This window comes from Klebsiella sp. BIGb0138, from assembly GCF_004342285.1.
Taxonomy (GTDB): Bacteria; Pseudomonadota; Gammaproteobacteria; order Enterobacterales; family Enterobacteriaceae; genus Klebsiella.
The window spans coordinates 66,643-88,273 of sequence record NZ_SMCV01000004.1 but is presented as its reverse complement, the minus strand read 5'-3'; the positions used below and the strand labels follow the sequence as shown (position 1 = coordinate 88,273).

The following is a 21,631-nucleotide window of genomic DNA, read 5'->3' as shown; positions in this document are numbered from 1 at the left end:
AAATCAGCGGCGCGACAGGCCTGAGACAGCGTCCCGACGGAACCGGGAAAATGTCTTAGTTTTGCCCCACTCGGGGCAAAAAGGAGAGGTAGGTCACGCTTCGCTGGCGGTTCTCGGCGCCTGGGCGTTTAAAAATGGCAGCAGCAGCAGGGCGGAAATCCCGGCGGCAATGGCGATGACCACAAAAAAACCGCTCCAGTGCCAGATATCCATCACCTGCGCCAGCGGCCAGCCGGACAGCGAGGCCCCGAGATAGGCAAAGAGCCCGACGAACCCGGTCGCCGCGCCGGCGGCCTCTTTGTGGGAACACTCCGCCGCCGCCATGCCAATCAACATCTGCGGTCCAAAAACGAAGAAGCCGATGGTAAAGAAGCAGGCCGCCTGCATCACATAGCTGGCGAAGGGCATCAGCCACAAACCGCCGACCGAGAGCAAAATCCCGGCGGCAAAAATCAGGTTCATCGGCCCGCGGTTGCCGTTAAACAGCTTATCCGAGCCCCATCCCGCCACCAGCGCGCCGATAAACCCGCCCAGTTCGAACATGGTGACCGCCGAGTTGGCGGTCACCAGATCGACGCCCAGCGTCTCCGACATGTAGAGATTGCCCCAGTCGTTAATCGCCGCCCGCACCACGTAAACCAGCACGTAGCACAGCGACAGCAGCCAGATATAGGGATTCAGGAGCACGTATTTGTAGAGGATCTCCTTACGCGTCAGCCCTGCCCCTTCCTGCTGCTGGGCAATCTCCAGCTCATCGTGTCGCCAGTCGCCCACCGCAGGCAGGCCAAGCGCCTGCGGTCGGTCGCGCAGCCGCCAGCAGAGAAACAGCCCGACGACAATCGCCAGCGTGCCGGCAATCATCATCCCGGCGCGCCAACCGTAGTGCAGCGCCGCCGCCCCCACCACCATCGGGATCAGCGCCCCGCCGACGTTATGCGCGGTATTCCACAGCGCCCACCAGCCGCCGCGCTCGGTACGTGAATACCACGTCGTCAGCAGGCGGGCGCACACCGGCGAGCCCCAGCCCTGGAAAAAGGCGTTCAGCGCCCATAGCAGGGCGAAGGCCCACAACGAGGTGGAGAAGCCAAACAGAATGTTGACCACTCCGGTGGCAACCAGACCGAGCCCCATAAAGTACCGGGCGTTGGAGCGGTCGCTGACGATACCGGAGAAAAACTTCGATAGCCCGTAGGTGATGTAAAACAGCGTCGCCAGCAGGCCAATATCGCTGCGCGTCAGCACGTTGTTGGCAAGGATTTCCGGCACCGCGGCGTTGAAGCTTTTGCGCGTGAAGTAAAACAACGCATAGCCCAGCCAGATAGTCAGCAGAATATGGCGCCGCCAGTAGCGATAACGCTCATCCAGCGCCTGTTTATCGGCAACCGGCGCGGCATCAGGCGGGGATTTCAGAAAGCTCAGCATCATCGCTCCTCAGACATAACGTCGCGGCAGGCTAACGCAAACGCGGGTGCCGTGGGTACAGGAGATGGTTAAGGTGCCGCCCAAAGCCGTCACGCGCTCGCGCATCCCGGTCAGGCCAAAGCCCTGCTGCCCGGTGCCCGGCGGCAGCCCGCAGCCGTCATCCTCAAGCACCAGCATCAGCCGTTGATCCTCCTGCCAGCCCTGCAGCGTCACCGCGCTGGCGCTGGCATGTTTGACGATATTGTTCAGCCCTTCCTGACAGACGCGGAACAGGGTCACGCGCTGGTTTTCGCTTAAGGCGGACTCGTCGATGCGCCAGTCGAGATGGCTGACCATCCCGCGATCGTCCAGTTCCATCTCACGCATCAGCGAACGCACCGCCTGTTCAAGGGTAAGATCGTCAAGCTGCCGCGGACGCAGGCGGCCCAGCAGGCGGCGCACCGAGTCGTAGACGCCCAGCGACAGTTGCTCGATCAGCTGGCCGCTCTGTTTGACGCCGCCGTTATCCGGCGCCAGCCGCTGCACAATACCCGCCTGGGTACGAATGGCGGTGATGGTCTGGCCGATATCGTCATGCAGCTCGCGCGCCACGTCCCGGCGCACGCTCTCTTCGGTTTCCAGCAGCCGCTCCGCCAGGCGACGGTTGCGCGCCAGCTCGCTTTGCAGCGACAGGTTCAGTTCGCGCAGGCGCTGAATTCCGGCGCCCAGCAGCAGCCCGGTCAGGCTCTGCGCCAGCAATGAGAGCAGTAAATCCACCGGATGATCGTGCCAGGTCTGGCTGGCGATTAACGCAATGGCATTCATCAGGGCGGCGATTAGCGCCCCCTGCCAGCCGTAATGCCAGGCCAGCGCGATGATCGGCAGGGCCAGACAGAACGGGGTAAAGCGCGACAGTTCAGCGGGCAGCCCCAGCTGCAGCCACAGACTGATGACAAACAGCAGCAGGTACCAGATCAGGTGCCGGCCGCGCCAGTTAACCGGCTGCGAAACCAGCGCGGGCCCCAGCGGCCGCCAGACGGTACTGGTAAGATAATGCCAGATAACCAGGCAGGTCGGCGCCAGCGTCAGGCCGCCGGTCAGGGTCAGCAGCAGCGCGTTCAACCCCTCGCTCGCTTCCCCCATCCACGGCAGAGATTGCAGCAGCGCGGCGGCGATCAGCGCTCCGCCCTGACGCAGCAGGGTAAGCCAGTCGCGCTGCTGCCGGTAGCGAGAGATCAGCGCCACCGGCAGCAGGGTCAGCAAACTACCGATCATCAATATTACCGGATGCGCCAGCGCCACTTCCTGCGCCAGCCAGAAGATTAACAGCCACTCCGCGCCCAGCAGCACCGGCCAGTAGCCGCGCGGGCATTGCAGCATCAGGCCCAGCCGGAGGCCGAAAGGGAACAGCAGGACGGCGAGATCCGCGCGTTCCACCAGGTGCAGGCTGATGCTCCACAGACAGAACCACGCGGCAGAGAAAATACACAAGCAGCCGACCACCGAAAGCAGCCGGGAGAGCAGCGCTTTCATTGCCAGCTATCGAACATACGCCGCGCCAGCTCAACGTCGTTGCTGACGCCCAGCTTTTCCAGCAGATTGGCGCGATGCACATGCACGGTTTTCGGCGATAGCCCCAGCTCGGCGGCGATCTCTTTCACCGCCATCCCCTGCGCCAGCTTCTCCGCCACCTGCCGCTCGCGCCGGGTGAGCGGATCCTGACGCCCCGCCACCAGCTTCATGGCGATATCCGGGGTCAGATAACAGCCGCCGGTCGCCACCGTTCTGACCGCGGCGATCAGTTCATCCGGGCTACAGCGTTTGGAGAGAAAACCCCGGGCGCCGGCATTGAGCGCCTGTTCAACCAGCGCCGGGCTGTCGTGAACCGAGAGCATGATGATCCCCATCCCTGTGGGCAGCTGGCTTAACAGCTCGAGGCCTGAAATATCCGGCATCGAAATGTCGCAGATACAGACCTGGACGCCGCGCCCGGGCAGCCCCGCCAGCGCTTCGCGGCCGGAACCAAATTCAGCGACGACCTGAAAGTCGGCTTCCAGCCCCAGCAGCTGCGCAAAACCGGAGCGGACGATAAGATGATCGTCGATAAGGGCAATGGTGGTCATGGCGTTTCCTGGCGGGTAAAAAAACGCGCTTACCTTAACGATAAGCGCGTTGTTGTTCAAGCCTTGAGCAATATTATCCCGCTCAGGCGATACCGGTGGTCACCGAGAAGGTCCGGGTTTGCTGCGGGGCCAGCGAAATCAGGCTACCGTTACGCTGGGCCGCCAGAAATCCCTCCGGGCGGCAGGTGGCAGGCAGCGCAAAGGCGGCAACCTGCTGATCGCCGTTATACAGGATCCAGCGGGTGACGTAATTCAGCTCCGCGCTTGAGAAACGGGTGATGAACGTGGTGCCATCAGGCGCCATCATGCGAAACTCAGGACTATTTGTGTAGCGTTCCAGCTTATCGGCGAAAAAGACGATTTCCGGATCGTAATAGTGCGGCTCGTTCAAGGTGGCGACCGACGCCTCTCCCTGCAGGATGCGCTGATTGAACGCCAGCCACGATTCCGTCGGCTGCACGTGAGCAGGTACCGATTCGCGCAGCGAGAGCGCTTCGTCAGGGATATTCTGACTGAAGGTCGCCCCCGCCACATAGGCATAGTTCATATGGCACATGTACTGCAGCGGCATGGCGACGGAGGCAAGGTTGGTCACCGCCATCTGAATATCAAACAGCGCGCTCGCTTTATGCAATACCACCGCGGGCCGCGCCTCATAGTGATGGCCGAAGCCCATCACATATTCATAGCGCCCCGCCACGCACAGGCAGCCCTCCTCCAGCTCCAGCCAGGCTTCATCCATCGCGGCACAGGCCATTTCGCCATGCAGCGGATGCGTGTCCTGCGGCGACGGGCAGCCATTCGCCAGCAGCCCCGAATGGAAAGCGAAGCAGCCATAGGTAGCCACCACCTCCGTTGCCGGCTTCGGTTCACTGAACATATTGCGCATGGTCAGGTCGCGGCCGTCAAATTCCGCATCCCAGATCATCTGTCCCAGCCAGGGCAAAATCACCAGATGGCCGCGCGCGTTTTCAATCCGCAACCCTTCTACGCCGCTGGCATAACGGAAGGCCGTCACCGTAAAGTCATCATTCACCAGCAGCGTACGGGGTTGTTCGCTAAAGAGCTGACGCCATAAAGGTAGTCGTGTGATCATCACTATTCTCCTCAGGAGGCTGTCGCTTCGGTGAGCGCGCGGCGGGCCTTGCGCTCACGCCAGAAGTAAATGCCGACGTAGATAAAGCACAGCATCGGGACCAGGAACGAGACCTGCAGCGAGTGGAACATATCGGCAACAAAACCCTGAATCGCCGGGACCACCGCCGCGCCGATAATCGCCATCACAATCACCGCGCCGGCCATTTCGGTGTGTTCGTTGTCTACCGTATCCAGCGTACCGGCATAGATAGTGGCCCAGCATGGCCCGAACAGGACGCTCACCAGCACCGCCACGTATACCGCGCTAAAGCTCGGGGCCAGGGCCACATACGCGAGGAACAGCGCGCCGATGATCGAGTAGAGAATCAACACTTTTTCCGGTGTGAAGCGGGTCATTAATATGTTGGCGATAAACTTGCCGATAAAGAAGCAGGCAAAGCTGTAGACCATAAACGTCGAGGCATCACGTTCGTTGATATCCCCCAGCACCAGGGCGAGACGAATGGTGAACGACCAGACGGTCACCTGCATACCGACGTACAGGAACTGGGCGACAATCCCGCGACGAAAACGCGCATTGCTGGCCAGATAGCGCAGCGTATCGGCCGCCGAAGGGCGTTTATGGTTCGCCGTTTGCGCGACTTTACAGGTCGGGAAGCGCGTCATCAGGAACAACACCATCACCACCACCAGTACCATAATCATGTACTTGTAAGGCTCAAGCGTGTTTTCCAGCATCAGAACTTTAAAGCTGTGGATCTGTTCGGCATTCATGCCGGCCATCTGTTTTTCCAGACTTTCACCGTCGGAAAAGACCAGATATTTGCCCAGTAAAATACCGGCAGCCGCGCCAATCGGATAAAAGGTCTGGCTGATGTTCAAACGCAAGGTGGCATGGCTTTTCGGGCCGATCATCGAACTGTAGGTATTCGCCGCCGTTTCCAGAAAGCTCAGGCCGATAGCTATCGCGAAAATCGCCGCCAGGAACATGGTGTAGGTCGCCATGTGCGAAGCCGGGAAAAAGAGCGTACAGCCGACGATGTAGAGCGTCAGCCCGGTCAGAATCGCGACTTTATAGCTGGTATTCTTAATGACTAAAGAAGCCGGAATAGCAATTAAGAAATAACCGCCATAAAATGCACTTTGTACCAGGGCGGAGGCAAAGTTACTCAGTGCAAATACGCTTTTAAACTGCGTGATTAAAATATCATTTAACGCCGCAGCGCATCCCCATAAAGGGAACAAACAGGATAACAAAATAAACTGGAACAGAGGGGTTTTATTCAGATAGCCATCAGGCATCTGAATGATGTTTTTATCGTTCATAGTGCTACCTTTTACTGTGCAGGGTGATTATTCGTTTAACGACAGATATTCATTAAACTGCTCAATACTGGGATAAGATGACTGAGTGCCTTTTCCGGTGACGCTAAATGCGGCAAAGAGGGCGGCTTTTTTCATGGCGAATTCCACATCTCCGCTCTGGACATAATAATGAGCGAAACAACCGATAAAGGCGTCACCCGCTCCGCTGGTATCAACCGCGCTAACTTTAAACGCCGGAACGTGAACCTCCTGAGTGCGGGTCATCCACAGCGCGCCTTTCTCACCCATAGTGACAATAATATTGTTCAGTCCTTTTTCGACGAGACTACGGGCAGCTGTACGAATATTATCGTAAGTATCAACAGGCAAACCGGTTAATATTTCCAGCTCCGTTTCATTGGGCACAAAGAAATCACATTTACAGGCATAAGACATATCTAATTCCCGTAATGCTGGCGCCGGGTTTAATAAGACTTCAATACCGTGCTTTTTACCAAATTCAATGGCGTGATAAACGGTTTCGAGCTGAACCTCAAGCTGTAAAACAATCAGCCGGCATTTTTTTAAATCCTCGGCGGCGCGATCGATATCCTCAGGAGAAAGGAATTTATTGGCGCCTTTAATAATCAGGATGCTGTTGCTGGAGTTAGCGTTCACAAAAATAGGCGCGACGCCGCTGCTGGTGCAGGGGACTTTTTCAACATAGGTGGTATTGATACCCCAGGATTCGAGGTTACGAATAGTGTTATCCGCAAAGATGTCATCCCCAACCTTGGTCAGCATCAGCACTTTCGAGTTGAGCTTGGCTGCCGCAACGGCCTGATTTGCCCCCTTGCCACCGCAACCAATTTTGAACGCTGGCGCCTCGAGGGTTTCCCCCTCTTTTGGCATCTGGTTGGTATAGGTGATGAGATCCACCATGTTGGAGCCAATAACCGCGATATCCATTTTACTACCTCTCAGAAACAATCACACAACAATGATATTATCGTAACATTATCATGTTACTTTAGTACCATTTGTGACCATGATCGCGATTGTAGTATCATAAGTTGTTTATTTAGCAACCACGAAAACGCATAGACTCGCTGAGAGAAGAAAAATAAAAATCAAAAAAATAGCCATAATCACCTGAAAATAAAGTTGTTTTAATGATAAAAACGCGATCTATCAGGCTTTTAATTCCGGGTAGTCCACAGTATAGTAATGTGAATGCACGATGTTTCCCTGTGAGTAAAAATGTTACTAAAGGAACATTTGCGAGCTAAATTGCGGAGAGGGTGAATGGAGACCAAGCAAAAAGAACGTATCCGTCGTCTGATGGAACTGCTGAAGAAAACCGACCGCATCCATCTTAAAGAGGCGGCACGCATGCTCGAAGTCTCTGTGATGACCATTCGGCGGGATCTCAGCCAGGAAAATGACGAACCGCTGCCGCTCACCCTGCTGGGCGGCTATGTGGTGATGGTGAACACGCCTTCATCCCCTGCGGCCAGCCCCTCTCTCGCGGCAAAACAGGCCCATCATCGCGACGATTTACCCATTGCCATCCTTGCGGCAGGCCTGGTGAGTGAAAACGATCTGGTCTTTTTTGATAACGGCAGCGAAATGCCGTTGGTCATCAGCATGATCCCCGATGACATTACCTTTACCGGCATTTGCTATTCACATCGGGTGTTTATCGCGCTGAACGAGAAACCCAACGCCACCGCCATCCTCTGCGGCGGCACCTATCGGGCCAAGAGCGATGCCTTCTACGATACCAGCAACCCGTCGGCGCTGGATTCGCTCAACCCGCGTAAAGTATTTATCTCCGCCAGCGGCGTACACGAACATTTTGGCGTCAGCTGGTTTAATCCCGAAGACCTCTCCATCAAACGCAAAGCGATGGATCGCGGGCTGCGCAAAATCCTGCTCGCGCGCTACGCGCTGTTCGACGATGTCGCGCCCGCCAGTATCGCGCCGCTGCCGGCGTTTGATGTACTCGTCAGCGATCGTCCCTTACCGGCAGACTATGCCACGCACTGCCGGAATGGCTCGGTCAAGGTCATCACTCCGGACTCAGAAAGCGAGTAACTCACTCAAAGAAGACGGAAATTTTATTAAACATTGACGGATCGGACTGGTTACGCGCCACCTTCTCCACATCTTCAAGCTTTTCAATCTGACTGATCATCTGCCCCAGGCGCTGATCGTCGTTAACCAGCAGCCAGATGCGGCTGTGGCTGCTGTTGTGAATCGGCAGACAGAGAATGCCTTCCACGTTGAACGCACGGCGGGCGAACAGGCCGCAAACGTGGGTCATTACCCCCGGGTGGTTGCGGACGGTAAGTTCCAGAATAACGTTGTCATGAGTCTGCTGTTGCATGGTTTATTCCCCCACCATTTCTGTGTTTGCCGCGCCCGGCGGAACCATTGGATACACTTTTTCTTCCGCATCGATACGCACGTGAATCAAGGCTGGACCGGGGCGGTCAATCATCGCCTGCAGCGCGGCCTGCGGGTCAGCTTCATTATTTAAATCACAGGTTTGTAGGCCAAAACCGGCGGCAATCTGCATAAAGTTGATCATCCCTGGATAGGTCGCGGCAAAGACCCCCTGCTGATAAAACAGGCTCTGCTGCTGATAAACCAGCCCCAGCGCTTCGTTGTTCATCAGGATGATTTTTACATCCAGCTGATTTTCCGCCGCGGTGGCCATCTCCTGAATATTCATCATCAGGCTGCCGTCGCCGGAGAAGCAGATAACTTTGCGCTGCGGGTTGGCCAGCGCCGCGCCAACCGCCGCCGGCAGGCCAAAGCCCATCGTTCCCAGACCGCCGGAGGTCAGCCACTGCCGCGGACGGTTCAGCGGATAGGCCTGCGCTGTCCACATCTGGTGCTGACCGACGTCGGTGGTGATAATCGCTTCATCATCAACGCAGGCGGCAACGGCGTTGATCAGGCCGTAATGCGAGAGCGGATCGCTCTCCTGAGGGATGGTAGACGGGAATTCGCGCTGCAGGTCCGCCACCAGCTGACGCCACTCGCTGCGCGGCTGGGACTCAATTTGCGGGATCAGCTGCGCCAGCACTTCAGCAACATCGCCCTGAATCGCCACGTGCGGCTGCTTAATTTTACCCAGCTCGGAACGGTCGATATCGACGTGAATAATTTTCGCATTCGGGCAGAACTGTTCGGTTTTGCCAATCGCCCGGTCATCAAAACGTGCGCCGAGAACAACCAGTAAATCAGACTCTTGCAGAATATAGTTGGTACTGCGCGCGCCGTGCATCCCCAGCATCCCCAGCGACAGCGGATGCGCCTTCGGCAACATGCCCAGCGCCATCAGGGTCATGGTGGTTGGCAGGTTGGCTTTTTCCGCCAGTTCACGTACCTGCTCAGGGGCGTTAATCACCCCGCCGCCCAGATAAAGCACCGGACGTTGAGCGGCATTAATCATCGCCGCCGCTTCGTGGACGCTGGCGCTGTCGAACGCCGGCGCTGCCGTGCGGGTACCGGGCTCCGGCAACCTATCCAGTTCGATGGTTGCCGTCTGCACATCCTTAGGAATATCTATCCACACCGGACCCGGGCGCCCGGACTGGGCGATGCGAAACGCGTCGCTCATGACCTGCGGCAGTTCGGCGATATCGCGGACCAAGTAGTTGTGTTTGGTGATGGGGATAGAGATACCGTAGGTGTCGACTTCCTGGAACGCATCGGTGCCAATCATCGAGGCGGGAACCTGGCCGGTAATGCAGACCAGCGGGATCGAGTCCAGACGGGCATCGGCGATGGCGGTGATCAGGTTGGTGGCGCCCGGGCCGCTACAGGCCATACAGACGGCAGGTTTCCCCTCGGTACGCGCCATACCCTGGGCGATAAAGCCCGCTCCCTGTTCATGCCGCGCCAGCACATGGCGAATCTGTGTGCTTTGGCTTAAGGCATCATAGACAGGAAGAATAGAGCCGCCCGGGATACCCGTAACCGTCGAGATCCCCTGACGCTCCAGTAAATGAACAACTAACTGCGCGCCGGTAAAGCGCATTTTTTCTGCGGTTGTGCCCGAACTTGCCATGCTCCAGTCCTTTTATTCTGAGCCGACTTACCGGGCGAGGGTCGAAAAAAAACCCCGCTCGGTTTGCGCCGGCGGGGTTTGGAATCGTGTTGTTCCGGACCCTACGGCGCATTGCCGACGACGACCACCACACGCACGACGACCACCGCGGCAGGCGCGGTTTTTAGTAGGGTCGAAGTCAGAATGGAAGCGTTCATTAGGGACCTGTTGTGTCGAAAAATTAACTGAATTTATACAAACACAGCTGCCGCCATTACACAATGGATTTATTTTCAACCACGAGGATTTGTGTGCAGCATCACAATTTTTAGCCCAGCGGCGAACAATAAAAAACCCCGCCGGAGCGAGGTTTTTATCAGCATGTTCACGGCTGGTAACCGCAAGTACACTGTATTACGTCAACGCTGCAAGTATACGCGCTCAGGGATATTCACGCAATTTTCACCACGGTTTTTGCCGAATTAGAGTATGGCGCGCGGGTGTGATTTTGTCCAGAAAACACTGTTTATTTATACAGTGTATGTTTATACTGAAAGCGTTCACTTTGTGCCATTCGGGGCCGCAAGTTGTACCGGCGCAATGAAGTCCTGGCTGAAACGGGTGGTGCCGTCAGTGCCTTAACCCCGAGAGAGCACACTGTGTTACGTCAACAAATACGCTAATGTCTTCTGGCCGCGGCAACGCGTCCAGCAGGCGGCGTATACCCCGACTGGCAACAGGCAGCGGAAAGGTACGCCAGCGGGTCGTGCTCCTCTACCGGAGGAGACGCGTATGGGCGCAATGGATATTATTGTTCTTATCCTGAAACTCATGGTTGCCGCGTTGCAACTACTTGATGCCGTCCTGAAACAGCTGCGCTGATTCAGGTTCAAGTCGCACCTGAGAGGGGCGGGAAACCGCCCCTCTACAGGCGGTGCCTCTTTACCTTATGCTGACTTGCCGGAGAAAACATGCCGCCGCTGTTGATTGCCACGACCACCCCGCACGATCCCGGCTTTCCCGCTCTGCGCCGCGAAAGCCTCGATCAACATTTCAATATGCTGCGTCGCCTGGCCGAGAACTGGCAAAGCGGGAAAAACCGCTTCAATGCCCCGGGTGAAAAACTGTTCGGCGCCTTTGTTGCCGGGCAGCTGGTCGGGATATGCGGGCTGAATATTGATCCCTTCAGCCCGCAGCCGCGCGCCGGGCGTATCCGTCATCTTTATATCAGCGAAGCCTACCGTCGGCAGGGGATCGGGCAACAGCTGCTGGTGACCGCGATCGCCCACGCCGGCATGTGGTTCGATTTTCTCAACACCCATGCGCCCCCCGCAGCCTGGCCGTTTTATGAAACGCTCGGTTTTCGCCCGGTGTATGACGAGCCAAAAGTCACCCACCGTCTGTTCTGTTCGCTGTAAGCGCGACTGGCTGGCAGAAAATACCCATGTTACAGTTCCAGGACACTGCCACTCACCGTACGCGCCCGCGATGTCGATAACCGTTTTCTGCGTTCTGCTGTTCGCCGCCCTGCTGCATGCCAGCTGGAATGCAATCGTCAAAGCGAGCGGCGATAAGCTGTATGCCGCCATTGGGGTGAGCGGTTCCGCCGCGCTTATCGCGCTGGCGCTGCTGCCCTTCGCCCCACAGCCCACATTGGCCAGCGCCCCGTATCTGGTGCTGTCCAGCGCATTGCAGGTGGTGTACACCGTTCTGGTCGCCAAAACCTATCAGGTCTCGGATATGAGCCAGACCTATCCGCTGATGCGCGGCACCGCGCCGCTGCTGGTGGCGGTGATTAGCGTCGCTTTCCTCGGCGACCGGCTATCAGCCCTGGCGTGGATGGGGATTGGCGTGATCTGCCTGGCAATCCTCGCCATGGCCTGTAACGGCCGGACCAGCTCTCGCCGTGGCATCGTCCTGGCGCTGATCAACGCCTGTTTTATCGCCGGCTACACCCTGGTGGATGGTACCGGCGTGCGGCTGTCTGGAAGCGCGCTGGGCTACACGCTGTGGTCCTTTTTTATGAACGGCTTCTGTTTGCTGAGCTGGGCAATGGTCGTCCGACGCCAGCAGGCCAGCCGCTATCTCCGTCAGCACTGGCAAAAAGGGCTGCTCGGTGGCCTGGGGACGATGGGCTCCTACGGCCTGGCGCTGTGGGCGATGACCCAGGCGCCGCTGGCAGTGGTGGCTGCGCTGCGCGAGACCTCTATTTTATTCGGTGCCGTCATCGCTTTTATCCTGCTGAAAGAGAAGGTCATGGCTCTGCGTGTCGTTGCCGCCTGCGGTATCGCGGCGGGTGCGATCCTGCTGCGTCTGTCCTGATGCCGGATGGCAACATTAGTTGCCGATTATCGTTTACAAAACCTGCCTGAAATCCCCTACCAATCCTCGCCAAATGGTTGTTCTGTCATTTTTATATGGTAGATTCCCCCATCGTTTACGGTATGTGCCAGTCACATATTCTTATTTTACCTCTACTCACAAAGTATTCATCGACATGAAACGGCATAAAAACTTCACTTTGTTGTTGATGCTGGTACTGCTGGTGGCCGTTGGCCAGATGGCGCAGACCATTTATATCCCGGCGATCGCCGATATGGCAGTATCGTTAAACGCCCGCGAGGGGGCGGTACAAAGCGTGATGGCAGCGTATCTGCTGACCTATGGCGTCTCGCAGCTTTTTTACGGCCCGCTCTCCGACCGCGTGGGCCGACGCCCGGTGATCCTCATCGGGATGTCCATTTTTATGCTGGCGACGCTGGCAGCCATCACTACCCATAGCCTGACGGTGCTGATTATCGCCAGCGCCATCCAGGGGATGGGGACCGGCGTAGGCGGGGTGATGGCGCGAACTCTGCCGCGCGACCTGTACGAAGGCGCACAGCTCAGACATGCCAATAGCTTGTTAAACATGGGGATTTTAGTCAGCCCTCTGCTGGCGCCGCTGATTGGCGGCGTGCTCAATACCGTGTGGAGCTGGCGGGCCTGCTACGCTTTCCTGCTGATACTGTGTGCTGGCGTGACCTTCAGCATGGCGCGCTGGATGCCGGAAACCCGCCCGCAGGGCGCACCGCGTACCCGGCTGGCCACCCGTTACAAAACGCTTTTCGGCAATACCGCGTTCAACTGCTACCTGCTGATGCTGATTGGCGGTCTTGCCGGCATCGCCGTTTTTGAAGCCTGTTCCGGCGTACTGATGGGCGCGGTGCTGGGCTTAAGCAGTATGGCGGTCAGTATTCTGTTTATTCTGCCGATTCCGGCGGCCTTCTTCGGCGCCTGGTTTGCCGGGCGTCCGCATAAACGCTTCCCGACGCTGATGTGGCAATCGGTGATTTGCTGCCTGCTGGCCGGGATTATGATGTGGATCCCGGGGCTGATGGGTATCATGACCATCTGGACGCTGCTGGTGCCCGCGGCGCTGTTTTTCTTTGGCGCCGGGATGCTGTTCCCGCTGGCGACCAGCGGGGCAATGGAGCCCTTCCCGTTCCTCGCCGGGACGGCGGGGGCGCTGGTGGGCGGCCTGCAGAATATCGGTTCCGGCGTGCTGGCCTGGCTGTCGGCAATGCTGCCGCAGACCGGTCAGAGCAGCCTCGGTCTGTTGATGATGCTGATGGGATTGCTGATTCTGCTGTGCTGGCTGCCGCTGGCCTCACGCTTTAGCCGTCACCAGCAGACGGTGTAAACGCCCGGATCGCGGCTTACGTCTTATCCGGGCAGCGCCGGAAACATTACTGCGCCAGCCCTTGCAGCCAGCGAATAAAGGCATCAATTTTTGGCCACTGACGGCCCGCAAGGGTCGTCACGTAGTAATGCTGATGGCACTTCAGGGTCATCTCACCAAAAGGCGCGATCAGCTCTCCGCTGGCAAGGCGCTTTTGCACCAGCCGTTTACGCCCCATCGCGACACCAACATGGTTCATCGCCGCAATCACCGCTAAATCGGAACGATCGAAGCCAATACCCGATGATTGCGGTAAATTCACCCCGAAATGCTGCGCCCAGCTAAACCACTCATCGGTACCGGAGTCGTTGCTCCAGGCCTGACGGTCATGCAGCAGAGTGCAGTGCTGCAGGTTATCGGGATTCTGCTGCAGCTGATGCTGGCGGGCATAGTCCTGGGTGCAAACCGGCACAATCGCCTCATCCATCAGGAAGTGATGGCTCAGTTGCGATGAAGGCAGATCGTCAAAATAGATTGCCAAATCGATGCCCGCCCGCTGCATGTTCACATTATCGTTGCCGGTCAATACGGTTAGCGAGATGGCGGGATAACGACGGGTAAAATCGCCTAACGCCGGTACCAGCCAGCATTGGGCGATTGACGGGCGCGAGTAAACGGTCAGCGTGCCGGACAGCTCCTGGTTTTTGATATCCAGTATCTCCTGATTCAGGCTGTCCAGCGATGACTTCAGCGCCCAGAAAACCCGCCGCCCTTCATGAGTTAATTCCACCTTGCGATGAGAACGGACAAATAGCTGAATGCCCAGCTCCTCCTCCAGCTGATTAATGCGGTGGCTCACCGCGCTGGGCGTCAGCGACAGCTCCTGCGCCGCCAGCGCGAACGACTCGTGCCGCGCGGCGACCTCAAAGGTGTACAGCTTCGACAGCTGCCAGCCGTTCAGCAGCCGGTTACCGATCTCTTTTAGCGCATCCATCGTCCGCTCCCCTCATTTTATTCCCGTCGATTGTAAGGAAAATGGCCGCCTCATGCTGGCTTAAAGATGATAAAAAGTGATTCATGACACAAAAAATAGCCATTTTAAGACCGAAATCACCATTTTGATTTAATCCAATTCACCTGAAAGGCGATTTATATCGTTTGTCAGCCGATGACGTTTTTCTGTTCAATAGCCGCAGATTATTCACAGGCGAGGTGGGGTATGGAATCTCAGATTTGGGTTGTGAGCACGCTATTGATAAGCATCGTGTTGATTATATTAACTATCGTAAAGCTGAAACTTCACCCGTTCCTGGCGCTGCTGTTAGCCAGCTTCTTCGTTGGCGCCATGATGGGCATGAGCCCGCTGGATATGGTCAACGCCATTGAAAACGGGATCGGCGGAACCCTCGGCTTCCTGGCGGCGGTGATCGGCCTCGGCACTATCCTCGGTAAAATGATGGAGGTCTCGGGCGCCGCAGAACGTATTGGCCTGACCCTCCAGCGCTGCCGCTGGCTATCGGTCGATGTGATCATGGTGCTGGTGGGCCTGATTTGCGGGATTACGCTGTTTGTCGAAGTGGGCGTGGTGCTGCTGATTCCGCTGGCCTTTTCGATCGCCAAAAAGACCCACACCTCCCTGCTGAAGCTGGCTATTCCTCTGTGTACCGCATTAATGGCCGTACATTGCGTCGTACCGCCGCATCCGGCCGCGCTGTTCGTCGCCAATAAACTGGGTGCCGATATAGGTACCGTGATTGTCTACGGTCTGCTGGTCGGCCTGATGGCTTCGCTGGTCGGCGGGCCGCTGTTCCTGAAAATACTGGGCAACCGCCTGCCGTTCAAAGCGGTTCCTCTCGAGTTCGCTAATCTGGAAGTCCGTAAGGAAGAGACGCTGCCGTCGCTCGGCGCCACGCTGTTGACCATCCTGCTGCCAATTGCGTTGATGCTGATAAAAACCGTGGCCGAGCTGAATATGGCCAAAGGCGGCACGCTGTACATGCTGCTGGAGTTTATCGGTAACCCCATTACCGCCATGTTCATCGCCGTCTTCGTGGCTTACTACATCCTGGGGATCCGCCAGAATATGGGCATGGCCACGCTGCTGACCCATACCGAAAAGGGCTTCGGCTCGATCGCCAACATTCTGCTGATTATCGGCGCGGGCGGCGCGTTCAACGCCATCCTGAAAACCAGCGGCCTGGCCGATTCGCTGGCGGTCATTCTGTCGAACATGCATATGCACCCGATTCTGCTGGCCTGGCTGGTGGCGCTGATTCTGCACGCGGCGGTGGGTTCGGCGACCGTCGCCATGATGGGGGCGACCGCTATCGTCGCGCCGATGCTGCCGCTGTACCCTGGCGTCAGCCCGGAGATCATCGCCATCGCCATTGGTTCCGGCGCAATTGGCTGCACGATCGTTACCGATTCCCTGTTCTGGCTGGTTAAACAATACTGCGGGGCTAGCCTGAATGAGACGTTCAAATACTATACTACGGCCACATTTATCGCCTCCGTGCTTGCACTGGCCTGCACCTTCCTGCTTTCTTTCATCATCTGAGCGCAAAGAGACGTAATATGAAAAACGCTGACATGACCACTTTACTTGCACAGTACCCTCTGCTGGAGGATCTGATTGCCCTGAAAGAAACCACCTGGTTTAACCCGGCAACCACCTCGTTAGCCGCAGGTTTACCCTACGTGGGCCTGACCCGCGACGATGTCCAGGACGCCCGCGCCCGGCTTGAGCGCTTCGCGCCGTACCTGGCGCAAGCCTTCCCGGAAACCGCCGCCGCCGGCGGAATTATCGAATCTGAACTGGTTGCGATTCCGGCCATGAAAGCGCGACTGGAACAGGCTTTTTCCCAACCCATCGCCGGCGATTTACTGTTGAAAAAAGACAGCCATCTGCCCATCTCCGGCTCTATCAAAGCCCGCGGCGGTATTTATGAGGTCCTGACCCACGCCGAAAAACTGGCGCTGGACGCGGGTTTACTCACCCCCGCCGATGACTACCGTAAGCTGCTGACGCCGGAATTTAAGCACTTCTTTAGCCAGTACAGCATCGCGGTGGGCTCCACCGGTAACCTCGGGATGTCGATTGGTATCATGAGCGCGCGTATCGGTTTTAACGTCACCGTACATATGTCTGCCGACGCCCGGGCATGGAAAAAAGCGAAGCTGCGCAGCCACGGCGTGACGGTGGTTGAATACGAACAGGATTACGGCGTCGCGGTCGAACAGGGACGTAAGGCCGCAGAAGGGGATCCCAACTGTTTCTTTATCGATGACGAAAACTCGCGCACGCTGTTCCTCGGCTATGCCGTCGCCGGCGAACGCCTGAAGGCGCAGTTTGCCCGCCAGGGACGGGTGGTGGACGCCGATCGTCCGCTGTTTGTGTATCTGCCGTGCGGCGTGGGCGGCGGCCCTGGCGGCGTCGCATTTGGGCTGAAGCTGGCCTTCGGCGACCATGTCCGCTGTTTCTTCGCCGAACCCACGCACTCCCCGTGCATGCTGCTCGGCGTCCATACCGGCCTGCATGATGGTATCTCGGTCCAGGATCTCGGGATTGATAACCTGACCGCCGCCGACGGGCTGGCCGTTGGCCGGGCCTCAGGTTTCGTCGGACGGGCCATGGAGCGCCTGCTGGATGGCTTCTACACCCTCAATGACCAGACGATGTATGACATGCTGGGCTGGCTGGCGCAGGTAGAGAGTATTCGCCTGGAACCGTCGGCGCTGGCGGGGATGGCCGGACCGCAGCGCATCTGCGCCAGCGCGGCGTACCAGCAGATGCACGGCTTCACGGCGGAACAGATGCAGCATGCGACGCACCTGGTCTGGGCGACCGGCGGAGGTATGGTGCCGGAAGATGAGATGGCGCAGTACCTGGCGAAAGGACGCTAAGGCACCGTCAACGCAGCAGCGACATCAGCTCCGCCGCTGACCGCTGCTGCCTGCGTAAATCGCGCATCACCCGCATACAGCTGCCGCGGCGTATTCCGCGCCCGAAGCGGGTGGACTAAGCTGACTCGCCTGACTTCCTGTCATGTCACCGCCTGAATGAATAACCCGATCTGCCGCAGGTGCATGAAAGCAAACAACAATGACAGCGAAAGCACTGCGAGAGCGATTAAAAATTTGTCACGCACCGCCTGCGGCTGCACAAAATCATTATCGTTCACATCCATCAGATTGCGGCTACGCGTGTAGCGCCAGAGGATTATCGCCACCACCGCCAGTACGCCAATCGACAGCCAGAACAGCGTGCCGGCGCTATGCCAGCTATGTTTAATCGCCAGCGCCATCAGCGCTCCGTAGCCCAGCAGGGTACGAAACCAGGCCAGCGACGTACGCTCCGGCTGCAGGCCCGGATCGCTTTCCCGCCGCGCCCGGCGCCTATCCGCCATAGAGCACCAGCGCCATCACCACCCCCACCACGATCATCAATAAGACGCTAATGACCAGCAGCGTTCTGGTGTAAGGCAGATCCTGCTTCAGGCGCATCGCTTTTTCGTTACTCAGCCAGCGCAGGTAGCCATAAATCGCCAGACCGCCGGCAAACAGGCACAGCAGCAGCGCCAGGAGTTCGCGAATCAGCGGCGTGGCAAAATCCGGCGCCAGCTGATCTAAGCCGACGCCGGCGGCAAGAAAGCCTAACGCCGTGCGGATCCACGCCAGAAAAGTGCGTTCGTTGGCCAACGAGAAGCGGTAATCCGGCGCTTCGCCGACGCGAGAAATTTTCATCAGAGTTCCTTGTTCGTACCGCGAGCAGGCTTCAGCATAGCGTAATTCATCACGAACAGGGGAGAGGCAGGAAGAACCGGCACCCGATGGATGCCGGCGAAGGGCAAAGATTAATGCAGCTCTGGCCAGAACGCTTTGTTGGCCTCAATCAGGTCATCGAGAATCGCTTTCGCCACCGACGCGCTCGGCACGGTTTTCGACAGGGTAATCGCCTGCCACAGCTTGTGATAGGAGCGGTGCTCCCAGGCATCAACCACCAGTTTTTCTACCGCCACCTGCTGGCTCATCATCCCCTTCTGGAAGTGCGGAATATCGCCCACCGTCAGCGGTTCCGGCCCATTGTGGCCAACCAGGCACGGAATCTCGACCATCGCATCGGCGTCAAAGTTATGGATAGCGCCATTGTTCGGCACAATCAACAGCATACGTTCCTGAGTGTTGAAGGCGATCGCCGTCGCCAGGTCCACGATATAGGAAGCGTGCTCATCGATCTCCAGATCGCCTGCGGAGGATTTGCCCGCGGCGATAATCGCCCGACAGGCGCTGAAGACATTTTTCTCGCGGTGATCCATGACCTCGTTAGCGCGGGTGCGTTCCGGGTTGGAATGTTCAACCACATAATCCGGGAACAGATAGTACTTCAGATAGGTATTCGGCATGGTGTCCGGATCCAGCGCCTGCACATCTTTGGCTTTGGCGAAGGTATCATTCCAGCTGGCCTCGGTATGCGGATCGTTAGAGGGCGGAACATAGCCGTGTTTCGCCACATATTCCCGCAGTTTCGGCATCAGATCGTTACCCTGCAGATCTTCAATCGAGGTCCACCAGCCGAAGTGGTTCAGGCCATAGTAGCGCACGCGCATCTGTTTACGATCCGGCAGGCCGACGATTTGCGCCATGCGCCCTTCAATACCGATCGGCATATCGCAGATGTTGAGGATTTTGGCATTCGGACGCAGGCGACGGGTGGCCTCCGCCACAATCGCCGCCGGGTTGGAGTAGTTGAGCATCCAGGCGTTCGGCGAATATTTTTCCATGTAATCCACCAGTTCCAGGACGCCGCCAATAGAGCGCATACCGTAGGCAATCCCACCAGGTCCGCAGGTTTCCTGGCCCAGCACGCCGTGGCGCAGCGGGATCTTCTCATCTTTTTCGCGCATCGGATATTTGCCGACGCGAATATGCGCCATCACAAAATCCACGTCGGTGAAGGCGGCCTGCGGATCGGTGGTATAGCTGAACTCAATCTCCGGAGCCTGCTCTTTGAGGATCACCTTGCACGCTTCGGCGATGGTCTCCTGACGCGCGCCGTCGTTGTCATAAAATTTCAGTGCCCGCAGCGGGAAACGGTCCTGGTTTGCTAACAACATCAATACGATACCCGGGGTAAATGTACTGCCGCCGCCTGCGATAACAACTGAGAATTTTTTCATGATACTGCCTCCGTCATGGTGGTTTGTTCGGTCTGTAGAGAATCTTTCATCAGGGATTCGAGCTGGTCGCGAACCTGAGGGACGTGCAGGCCAACGATGACCTGAATCCCGTTGCCGCGACGCACCACCCCGTGAGCGCCCAGCGCTTTAAAGACGTCGTCGCTTTGCGTGTGCGCCATATCGACCAGCGCGATGCGCAGCCGGGTGGCGCAGTTATTGACGCTCTCGATGTTGCTCGCGCCGCCCAGCGCCTGCAGGAAACCTGCGGCCTGGCCTAATTTGGTCTCTGCGGCGCCCGCCGCGGTGGTCTTGCCGCGGGCCGCCTGATAATCCGCCTTGCTGTAGAGCTTGATTTCACTCTCTTCGCGACCCGGGGTTTTCAGATTGAAATGCAATATCAGGCTGCGGAAGATAACGAAGTAGATACCGGTGAAGCACACTCCGATGCCGATCTGGATGAACATCATCGAGGCGTGGTTATGGAACATCGGGATCCAGTTTTGCGGCAGGAACTGGTCCAGCAGGCCGCCGCCAAAATTTCCCACCACGCCGCACATGTACATCACCGTCGCCATCGTCGCCGCCAGCACCGCATGGACGGCAAACAGCAGCGGGGAGATAAACAGGAAGGTGAACTCCAGCGGCTCGGTAATCCCCACCAGCATGGCGGTCAGCGTCGCCGGAATGAGCAACCCGGCCACCTTCACGCGATTGGCGGGGGAAGCGGTGAAGTAGAGCGCCAGCGCAATCCCGACCGAGCCAAAGACTTTGGAGTTACCGTGCAGGGCAAAACCGCCTTCCGGGAACAGGGCTTTCAGCGGTTCAGTACTCTGGCTGAACTCTTGCAGATGCTGCGCCCAGTACACCTGGATGCCGCCCTCAACCACTGCCGGGCCAAAAATAAACGGTCCATAGACGAAGTGATGTAGCCCGGTAGGAATCAGAATGCGCTCAAGGAAAATATAAACCCAGACGCCAAGCGCCCCGGCCGAGCGTAAAAAGGCCTGCAGTGATTCGATGCCCATCTGCACTTTTGGCCAGCCCAGCAGCGTTAACCAGGCGCAGGGAATCATCGCCAGGAAGGCGACGATCACGACAAATGACGACCCCTGGAAAATACCGAGAAATACCGGCAGCGGTTTGTCAAAATAGCGGTTATGTAGCGCGGTGACGATTCCGGAAATAGCGATCGCGCCGATGATACTGGTATCCAGGGTTTTAATGCCGGCAATCATCGTCAGACCGCTACCCGCCGTAGGGTCGGCAGAAAAGTCGACGCCGAAAAAATGGCCCCAGGTCATCCCCATGGCGTTAATGAAGTAGTTCCAGGTCAGGAAACTGACCAGTACCGCCAGACAGGCCCGCCCCTGGGCCTGCTTTGCCAGGCCAATCGGTAAACCAACGGCGAAGATCAGCGGCATATTGCGAAATATCGTCCAGCCGCCCTCTTCAATAATGTGGACAATCTGGGCAAATAAACTATCAGGTGCCGTAAGCGCTTCGCCGACAAACATCGGGTTGCGCAGCATAATGGCTATCCCCACCACGATCCCGGCGAAAGGAAACAACAAAACCGGGGTAAACATGGCGCCGCCAAAACGTTGTATTTGACTGAGCATTTTAAAATCCTCATTTAACAACCAGTAGGGTAAGAGAGGCCTTATTTGTGTTGAGTATCGGCCTAAAGCGAGAATAGGAATTTACCTGTCTGACAACATGCTATGGCGTTGCGATTCGTGATCGCTTTCATGGTTTTATTTACAGCAATGTTGTCTACTTTTTGTGTAAAAATTAGACATGATGAATT

20 protein-coding genes and 1 pseudogene are annotated in these 21,631 nt (G+C 57.4%); 7 read left to right on the top strand and 14 right to left on the bottom strand.

Annotated elements, in window-relative coordinates:
- Positions 1-93: 93 nt before the first annotated feature.
- The 6 genes from EDF73_RS11175 to rbsK all read right to left on the bottom strand — a co-directional run bounded on the left by EDF73_RS11175 (position 94) and on the right by rbsK (position 6,896).
- On the bottom strand, positions 94-1,422 hold the full coding sequence (locus EDF73_RS11175) for an MFS transporter (RefSeq protein ID WP_132729472.1): 1,329 nt from the start codon (positions 1,420-1,422) through the stop codon (positions 94-96).
- Positions 1,423-1,431: 9 nt separating this feature from the next.
- Positions 1,432-2,913 carry a signal transduction histidine-protein kinase/phosphatase UhpB gene (gene uhpB / locus EDF73_RS11170; protein WP_165905709.1) on the bottom strand — a complete coding sequence of 494 codons (1,482 nt, stop codon included), beginning with the start codon at positions 2,911-2,913 and terminating at the stop codon, positions 1,432-1,434.
- 17 nt (positions 2,914-2,930) lie between these two features.
- Complete coding sequence (gene uhpA, locus EDF73_RS11165) at positions 2,931-3,524, bottom strand: transcriptional regulator UhpA (protein WP_132729171.1); 594 nt, start codon at positions 3,522-3,524, stop codon at positions 2,931-2,933.
- A gap of 82 nt (positions 3,525-3,606) precedes the next feature.
- Positions 3,607-4,620 carry an aldose 1-epimerase family protein gene (locus tag EDF73_RS11160; RefSeq protein ID WP_132729169.1) on the bottom strand — a complete coding sequence of 338 codons (1,014 nt, stop codon included), beginning with the start codon at positions 4,618-4,620 and terminating at the stop codon, positions 3,607-3,609.
- An 11-nt stretch (positions 4,621-4,631) separates the two neighbouring features.
- Positions 4,632-5,948 carry an L-fucose:H+ symporter permease gene (gene fucP / locus EDF73_RS11155; RefSeq protein ID WP_132729168.1) on the bottom strand — a complete coding sequence of 439 codons (1,317 nt, stop codon included), beginning with the start codon at positions 5,946-5,948 and terminating at the stop codon, positions 4,632-4,634.
- A 27-nt stretch (positions 5,949-5,975) separates the two neighbouring features.
- Positions 5,976-6,896 carry a ribokinase gene (rbsK, locus tag EDF73_RS11150; RefSeq protein ID WP_132729167.1) on the bottom strand — a complete coding sequence of 307 codons (921 nt, stop codon included), beginning with the start codon at positions 6,894-6,896 and terminating at the stop codon, positions 5,976-5,978.
- Between the two features lie 336 nt (positions 6,897-7,232).
- Between rbsK and EDF73_RS11145 the strand changes: the two genes are divergently transcribed.
- On the top strand, positions 7,233-8,024 hold the full coding sequence (locus tag EDF73_RS11145; RefSeq protein WP_132729165.1) for a DeoR family transcriptional regulator: 792 nt from the start codon (positions 7,233-7,235) through the stop codon (positions 8,022-8,024).
- 1 nt (position 8,025) lies between these two features.
- Here the strand turns inward: EDF73_RS11145 and ilvN are convergent, their stop codons facing one another.
- From ilvN to ivbL, 3 genes are all read right to left on the bottom strand, one after another.
- On the bottom strand, positions 8,026-8,316 hold the full coding sequence (ilvN, locus tag EDF73_RS11140; protein WP_132729163.1) for an acetolactate synthase small subunit: 291 nt from the start codon (positions 8,314-8,316) through the stop codon (positions 8,026-8,028).
- Between the two features lie 3 nt (positions 8,317-8,319).
- The gene (gene ilvB, locus EDF73_RS11135; protein ID WP_132729162.1) at positions 8,320-10,008 is read right to left on the bottom strand and encodes an acetolactate synthase large subunit; all 1,689 of its coding nucleotides are present in this window, start codon (positions 10,006-10,008) and stop codon (positions 8,320-8,322) included.
- A gap of 101 nt (positions 10,009-10,109) precedes the next feature.
- Positions 10,110-10,205: an ilvB operon leader peptide IvbL gene (ivbL, locus tag EDF73_RS11130; protein ID WP_004869113.1), complete on the bottom strand. Its 96-nt coding sequence runs from the start codon at positions 10,203-10,205 to the stop codon at positions 10,110-10,112.
- 549 nt (positions 10,206-10,754) lie between these two features.
- Between ivbL and tisB the strand changes: the two are divergent.
- The 4 genes and pseudogenes from tisB to emrD form a co-directional block, all read left to right on the top strand.
- Positions 10,755-10,869 (top strand): annotated as a pseudogene (gene tisB, locus EDF73_RS11125) (type I toxin-antitoxin system toxin TisB); the annotation flags it as partial.
- Positions 10,870-10,958: 89 nt separating this feature from the next.
- Positions 10,959-11,405, top strand: a complete 447-nt coding sequence (locus EDF73_RS11120; protein ID WP_132729159.1) for a GNAT family N-acetyltransferase — start codon at positions 10,959-10,961, stop codon at positions 11,403-11,405.
- A gap of 70 nt (positions 11,406-11,475) precedes the next feature.
- Positions 11,476-12,309, top strand: a complete 834-nt coding sequence (locus tag EDF73_RS11115; RefSeq protein WP_132729157.1) for a DMT family transporter — start codon at positions 11,476-11,478, stop codon at positions 12,307-12,309.
- A 175-nt stretch (positions 12,310-12,484) separates the two neighbouring features.
- Positions 12,485-13,669 carry a multidrug efflux MFS transporter EmrD gene (emrD, locus tag EDF73_RS11110; protein ID WP_132729155.1) on the top strand — a complete coding sequence of 395 codons (1,185 nt, stop codon included), beginning with the start codon at positions 12,485-12,487 and terminating at the stop codon, positions 13,667-13,669.
- 46 nt (positions 13,670-13,715) lie between these two features.
- On the opposite strand, the gene dsdC is transcribed toward emrD, so the two are convergent.
- Positions 13,716-14,642: a DNA-binding transcriptional regulator DsdC gene (gene dsdC / locus EDF73_RS11105; protein ID WP_132729154.1), complete on the bottom strand. Its 927-nt coding sequence runs from the start codon at positions 14,640-14,642 to the stop codon at positions 13,716-13,718.
- A gap of 225 nt (positions 14,643-14,867) precedes the next feature.
- Here dsdC and dsdX point away from each other — a divergent pair, with 225 nt between their 5' ends.
- Together dsdX and dsdA are read left to right on the top strand one after the other, a co-directional pair.
- Positions 14,868-16,205 carry a D-serine transporter DsdX gene (gene dsdX / locus EDF73_RS11100; RefSeq protein ID WP_132729152.1) on the top strand — a complete coding sequence of 446 codons (1,338 nt, stop codon included), beginning with the start codon at positions 14,868-14,870 and terminating at the stop codon, positions 16,203-16,205.
- Between the two features lie 17 nt (positions 16,206-16,222).
- Positions 16,223-17,551, top strand: coding sequence for a D-serine ammonia-lyase (dsdA, locus tag EDF73_RS11095; protein WP_132729151.1), 1,329 nt, complete (start codon positions 16,223-16,225; stop codon positions 17,549-17,551).
- A gap of 140 nt (positions 17,552-17,691) precedes the next feature.
- Here the strand turns inward: dsdA and EDF73_RS11090 are convergent, their stop codons facing one another.
- From EDF73_RS11090 to EDF73_RS11075, 4 genes are all read right to left on the bottom strand, one after another.
- Positions 17,692-18,054 (bottom strand): DUF202 domain-containing protein, encoded by a 363-nt coding sequence (locus EDF73_RS11090; protein WP_132729149.1) that lies wholly within the window; start codon positions 18,052-18,054, stop codon positions 17,692-17,694.
- Positions 18,044-18,391, bottom strand: a complete 348-nt coding sequence (locus EDF73_RS11085) for a DUF202 domain-containing protein (protein ID WP_132729147.1) — start codon at positions 18,389-18,391, stop codon at positions 18,044-18,046. Before EDF73_RS11085 ends, EDF73_RS11090 begins: the two co-directional genes overlap by 11 nt.
- 110 nt (positions 18,392-18,501) lie before the next feature.
- On the bottom strand, positions 18,502-19,824 hold the full coding sequence (locus EDF73_RS11080; RefSeq protein WP_132729146.1) for a 6-phospho-alpha-glucosidase: 1,323 nt from the start codon (positions 19,822-19,824) through the stop codon (positions 18,502-18,504).
- Positions 19,821-21,443, bottom strand: coding sequence for an alpha-glucoside-specific PTS transporter subunit IIBC (locus EDF73_RS11075; RefSeq protein WP_132729144.1), 1,623 nt, complete (start codon positions 21,441-21,443; stop codon positions 19,821-19,823). Before EDF73_RS11075 ends, EDF73_RS11080 begins: the two co-directional genes overlap by 4 nt.
- Positions 21,444-21,631 lie beyond the last annotated feature (188 nt).